Source organism: Nonomuraea sp. bgisy101, from assembly GCF_057708945.1.
This window is the reverse complement of record NZ_JBYITD010000064.1, coordinates 22,116-28,123: the sequence shown is the minus strand read 5'-3', so window position 1 is coordinate 28,123 and position 6,008 is coordinate 22,116. Positions and strand designations below refer to the sequence as shown.

The window sequence follows — 6,008 nt, the reverse complement described above, 5'->3', positions numbered from 1 at the left end:
CTCTAACTTACCAGCCCTCTGACCGATTCACAAACCGATCTTCAGAACTGCTGCGTTGTCGGGGTTTCCGACGCTCAGCGGCCTGACCGCCAGGTGGTTGCGCCGCGCCGCGTCGGTTCCTAAAGATTAGCAGCGCTCCAGACCGCTCGAGACGCGAAACGTAGACTCGGCCAGGTGAGCAGCCACATCCCGCCTCTGGCGAAGAAGGTATCGAGCGAGCGCACCCATCACGGCGACACCGTGATCGACGAGTACGCGTGGCTCACCGACAAGGAAGACCCTGACACGATCGCCTATCTCCAACAGGAGAACGAATACCTCAAGCAGGAGACCTCCCACCTGGAAGAGCTGCAGGAGCAGGTCTTCCAGGAGATCAAGGGGCGCACCCAGGAGACCGACCTGTCGGTCCCCAGCCGCAAGGGCGCCTGGTGGTACTTCTCCCGCACACAGGAAGGCAAGCAGTACGGCATCTCCTGCCGGGTGCCCGCCGACGGCGACACGCCGCCGGTGGTCACCGCCGACGGCACGCTCCCCGGCGAGCAGGTCCTGCTGGACGGCAACGAGCTGGCCGGCGACAGCGAATTCTTCTCTGTCGGCACCAGCGCCGTCACACCTGACGGCAAGCTCCTCGCCTACTCCACCGACTACAAGGGCGACGAGCGGTTCACGCTGACGTTCAAGGACCTGGAGACGGGCGAGAAGCTCTCCGACGAGATCGTCGGCGTCTTCTACGGCGGCGCCTGGTCGGCCGACGGCACCACGTTCTTCTACACCAGGGTCGACGACGCCTGGCGGCCCTTCCAGGTCTACCGCCACACCCTCGGGACCGCCGCCGACGAGGACGTGCTGGTCTACGAGGAGTCCGACGAGCGCTTCTGGGTCGGCATCGGCCTGACCCGTAGCGAGAAGTACCTGGTCATGGGCGCCGGGAGCAAGATCACCAGCGAGGTTCGCATCCTCGACGCCGAGAACCCGGCGGGCGAGTTCACGGTCGTGCGCCGCCGCGTCACGGGCGTCGAGTACGGCATCGAGCACGCGGGCGACCGCTTCTTCGTCCTCCACAACGAGAACGCGGAGAACTTCGAGCTCGCGACGGCGCCGCTCGACGATCCCGGCGCGTGGACTCCGCTCATCGAGCACCGCGAGGACACCCGCCTGCTGGAGATCGACGCGTTCGCGACCCACGCCGTCGTCCACTTCCGCCGCAGCGGCCTGACGGGCATCCGCATCCTTCCCTATCCGCAGGACAACGGAGGGGGGCAGCCGTCTCGTAGCCGGCTCCTCGCCTCGGCGTACGAGATCGAGTTCCCCGAGCCGCTGTACGACGTGGCGCCCGCGGGCAACCCCGAGTTCACCACCGAGCGCCTGCGCCTCGGCTACACGAGCATGATCACCCCGCCGAGCGTCTACGACTACGACCTCGAGGCGCGCGAGCTCATCCTCCTCAAGCAGCGCCCCGTGCTCGGCGGCTACGAGCCGTCCGACTACGAGCAGTTCAGGGAGTGGGCAACCGCGGAGGACGGCACCAAGGTCCCGATCTCGATCGTGAAGCGGAAGGACGCGACCAAGCCCGCCCCCACCGTCCTGTACGGCTACGGCAGCTACGAGACCTCGATCGACCCGAGCTTCTCCGTCGCCAGGCTCAGCCTGCTCGACCGCGGGTTCGCGTTCGCGATCGCGCACGTGAGGGGCGGCGGCGAGATGGGCCGCAGGTGGTACGAGGAGGGCAAGCTCACCAGGAAGCAGAACACCTTCACCGACTTCGTCGCCGCGGCGAGGCACCTCAAGGCGTCCGGCTGGAGTGACCGGATCATCGCGAGGGGCGGCTCGGCGGGCGGGCTGCTGATGGGTGCGGTGGCCAACCTCGCTCCCGAGGAGTTCGCCGGCGTGGTGGCGGAGGTGCCGTTCGTCGACGCGCTCAACACCATCCTCGACCCGTCACTCCCGCTGACCGTGATCGAGTGGGACGAGTGGGGCGACCCGCTGCACAACGCCGACGTCTACGCCTACATGAAGGAGTACTCCCCCTACGAGAACGTCGCGGCGAGGACCTACCCGCCGATCCTCGCGATCACCAGCCTGAACGACACCAGGGTGCTCTACCACGAGCCCGCCAAGTGGGTGGCGCGGCTGCGGGCGACCGCGGACGGCGGGCCGTTCCTGCTGAAGACGGAGATGGGCGCGGGCCACGGCGGCCGTAGCGGGCGCTATGACGCCTGGAAGGAAGAGGCGTTCGCACTGTCCTGGATCATCGAGAGGGGAACGAAGTGAGCTACGCGGCGGCGGAGGACCGCTACGAGAAGATGCCCTACGTCCGCAGCGGCAGGAGCGGGCTCAAGCTGCCCCAGGTGTCGCTCGGCCTGTGGCACAACTTCGGCGACGACCGGCCGATCGAGAACTCGCGGTCCATCCTGCGTGCCGCATTCGACCGTGGTGTCACGCACTTCGACCTGGCCAACAACTACGGCGTGCCGTACGGCTCGGCGGAGCGGAACTTCGGCGCCATCTTCGCCCAGGACTTCAAGGGGTACCGCGACGAGCTGGTCATCTCGACCAAGGCGGGCTACGACATGTGGCCGGGGCCCTATGGGGAGTGGGGCTCGAGGAAGTACCTTCTGGCCAGCCTGGAGCAGTCGCTCCAGCGCATGGGCCTGGAGTACGTCGACATCTTCTACAGTCACCGTCCCGACCCGGAGACGCCGCTGGAGGAGACGATGGGCGCGCTGGACAGGGCGGTGCGGTCGGGCAAGGCGCTGTACGCGGCCATCTCCAACTATTCGGCCGAGCAGACCACGCAGGCGGCGCGGATCATGCGCGAGCTCGGCACGCCGCTGCTGATCCACCAGCCGTCGTACTCGATGATCAACAGGTGGATCGAGGACGGGCTGCTGGACACGTTGGAGGAGGAGGGCATCGGCTGCATCGTCTACTCCCCGCTGGCGCAGGGGCTGCTGACCGACCGCTACCTGGACGGCGTGCCCGCGGACTCGCGGGCGGCGACGAGCAGGTTCCTGTCGGCCGACAGGATCGACCTCGACCTGGCCCGCGACCTCAACGAGATCGCGCGGGCGCGCGGGCAGTCGCTGGCGCAGATGGCGCTGTCGTGGGTGCTCAGGGACCCGAGGGTGACCAGCGTGCTGATCGGCGCGAGCAGCGTGACTCAGCTGGAGGCCAACCTGGCCAGCGTGGACGGGCCCGCGTTCACCGAGGACGAGCTCCAGCAGATCGACAAGATCACAAGGCCGACTTCGTCGCCCTCGTGATCGAGATGCTGTGCCGACCGGCTCCCTCGCTCCGCTCGCTCACGAGGCCGACCTCGTCGCCCTCGTGATCGAGATGCTGTGCCGACCGGCTCCCTCGCTCCGCTCGCTCACGAGGCCGACCTCGTCGCCCTCGTGATCGAGATGCTGTGCCGACCGGCTCCCTCGCTCACAGGGCCTCGTGCCGCTGAAGGTAGGTGAAGGCGGCCCAGCCAGGTAGCACCGGCAGCCAGAAGGTGAGCAGCCGGTAGAGGAGCACCGAGGAGGTCGCGTACTCCGCGGGCACTCCCGCGACCGTCAGTCCGACGGCCAGCGACGCTTCGACCGCGCCCAGACCGCCAGGTGTGGGCGCGGCCGAGCCGATGGCGTTGGCGGTCAGGAAGACCACGGCGATCGTGGTGAAGCTGGTCTCGCCGCCGAAGGCGCGCACGCAGCCGTACAGGCAGACGACGAACGCCAGCGACAGGCAGAGGATGCCACCGAACCCCTCGGCGATCTTGCGGGGTGACTGCAGCACGTCGAGCAGGCGCGGCACGACGTTGGAGAAGAGCGAGCGCAGCCGCTTGGTGATGATCCTGCGCAGCCGGGGAACGCCCAGCACGATCACCATGAGGACGGCGACGGCCAGCACCACGGCCAGCAGCCCGCGCGAGGGTGTGAACGAGGTGGTGGCGCTCGACCCTGTGATGTAGGCGAACAGCAGCAGCAGCCCGATGTGGCTGGCCAGGCCGATCACCTGGGAGGCGCCGATGCTGGCGACGGCCAGGGCGGGCGGCACTCCGCGCTTCTGCAGGTAGCGGGTGTTGATCGCGACGCCGCCCACCGCGGGCGGTGTGACCAGCTTGACGAAGGACGAGGCGAACTGCACGAGCACGGTACGGCCGAGCGGCAGCGGCTCGGGAACGAACCCTCTGATCATGAGTGCGGCGGCGACGAAGCTGAGCCCTGAGGCGACCAGCGCGAGGATTCCCCACTCCCACTTGGCCGTGGTGATGACCTGGAGCAGGTTGACCTTGCTGAGCTGCGAGAGCAGGAAGTAGGCGGCGAGGGTGCTGGCGATGATGGTGACGAGGGTGCGCGGCCTGAACCGCTCCAGCCGTACCTCGTCGACCTCGGCCTGCGGCGTCAGCGCCTCGATCTGCTCGCGGATGGCGGGCAGCAGGTCCTTCTTCTTGTTCAGCGCCGACCTGGTCTGCCTGGTCAGCGCGATGCGCTGGAGCAGGGGCAGCGCTCCGGCGAGGGCGTCGGGGCCGAGGACGGCGGCGGCGGCCTTGACCGAGCGCTCGGCGCCGACGCGCAGGGCGAGGTAGGTCAGCAGCTGCGCGATGTCGATCCGGAGCAGCAGGTCGCCCGCCGCGACCTCGCCGCTGCGGGGGTCGGTGAGGACGACGCGGCCCTCGCGGTCGAGGTGGATGCTGTCGCCGGTCAGCCGCCGGTGCGCCAGGCGCTGCATCTGCAACAGCAGCACCTGCTCCCAGATCTGGGCCAGCAGGTCGTCGTCGAGTTCGCTGTCGTGGACGTCGTCGAGGGTGCGGGTCTCGAGGTGCTCGTAGGCGAGGAGCGCGGCCTCGGTGCCGATCTCGCTGGTGCCGAGCAGGCGCGGGGTGTTGGCGCCGGCCGCCTGGGTGGCGTAGGCCATGAGCGCCTCGCGTTCGAGCTCGGCGCGCAGCGAGCGGATGGCCCGCCGCCTGGTCTCCGAGTTGAGCCTGATCCGCCGCCACAGCCGGTACGGCAGGCCCGCCACCTGGCGGTCGCGGTCGAGCACGGTGACGTCGAGGCTGGTGTTGTCGGACAGGCCGATGGCGTAGCGGCGGCTGCCCTGGTGGTCGTCGTCGATGCGCCTGGCGGAGACGGGCGAGAAGGACAGCTTGCGCAGCGCGGCGATGACGGCGTTGCCCGGCGGGCGGGTGTTGGGGCTGCCGACGCCGTACAGGGTGCCGTAGCCGACGGCCATGCCGAACAGGACGGTGACGATCGCGCTCGGCAGCGTGATCTGCTTGCCGGTGAACAGCGCGAAGATGGACAGCGCGGTCACCGTCCACATGAGCGCGCGCCATGTGGGCCTTCTGGAGATGCGGACCGCCGTGGCGTAGGCGACCACGGAGCTGAGGAGCGCGTTGAGCGGTTCGAGGTCGCGTCCGCCGGTCAGCAGCGTGACCAGGTCGTCGGGGCCGGCCGTGACCAGCCACTGGCCGATCAGGTAGGAGCCCGCCATGCCGATGATGGCGGCGACGAGTCCCTCGGCGACGCGCAGGCCGTCGCGGTGGAAGACCCGTTCGACGGCGAACGCGGCAGGAACCACCAGGACGGCGGCGCCGCTCAGGAAGGTGGCGATGCCGGCCAGGAGCGCGGGGGCGCGGTCGGTGCCCTGGGTGACGTCCTGCTCGAGGCCGATGAGCGTCTGCTTGGCGACCAGCATGATCAGGATGACCGCGGTGAGCGCGATGAGCGTGGCCAGGAAGCGGAGCGCGTCCGACGGCCTGCGCAGCCGGTGAGGCAGGAGTGGTTCGACGACGAACACGGTAGGTTCGTCGCGCGCTTCAGACACGACTGGATGCTCCTCCGCGGAGTCCGCCGATTTTTCGCTTTCCCTGATGTCTGCCACCGACAGCGATTCTGCACCTTTCCCGCGTGAGCGTGCGATCTTTAACTCCAGTGTCCACAATCCCCACCGAGGGCACTGCACCGGGTAACGACTCTGCCAGCAACGACGTGCCTTGCCATACCCGGTGCACAAAGCTTGCCACC

General features: G+C 68.7%; 3 protein-coding genes. 2 read left to right on the top strand and 1 reads right to left on the bottom strand.

Going from position 1 to position 6,008, the window contains the following annotated elements; genetic code table 11:
* The first annotated feature begins 174 nt into the window (after positions 1 to 174).
* A complete protein-coding gene (locus AC3EO4_RS53485; protein ID WP_431904178.1) occupies positions 175 to 2,271 on the top strand; it encodes a S9 family peptidase in 2,097 nt (698 codons plus the stop codon).
* The gene (gene mgrA / locus AC3EO4_RS53480) at positions 2,268 to 3,263 is read left to right on the top strand and encodes an L-glyceraldehyde 3-phosphate reductase (RefSeq protein WP_431904175.1); all 996 of its coding nucleotides are present in this window, start codon (positions 2,268 to 2,270) and stop codon (positions 3,261 to 3,263) included. The genes AC3EO4_RS53485 and mgrA overlap by 4 nt, the downstream gene beginning before the upstream one ends.
* Before the next feature lie 166 nt (positions 3,264 to 3,429).
* On the opposite strand, the gene AC3EO4_RS53475 is transcribed toward mgrA, so the two are convergent.
* Positions 3,430 to 5,808: a flippase-like domain-containing protein gene (locus AC3EO4_RS53475; protein WP_431904172.1), complete on the bottom strand. Its 2,379-nt coding sequence runs from the start codon at positions 5,806 to 5,808 to the stop codon at positions 3,430 to 3,432.
* Positions 5,809 to 6,008: the final 200 nt, after the last annotated feature.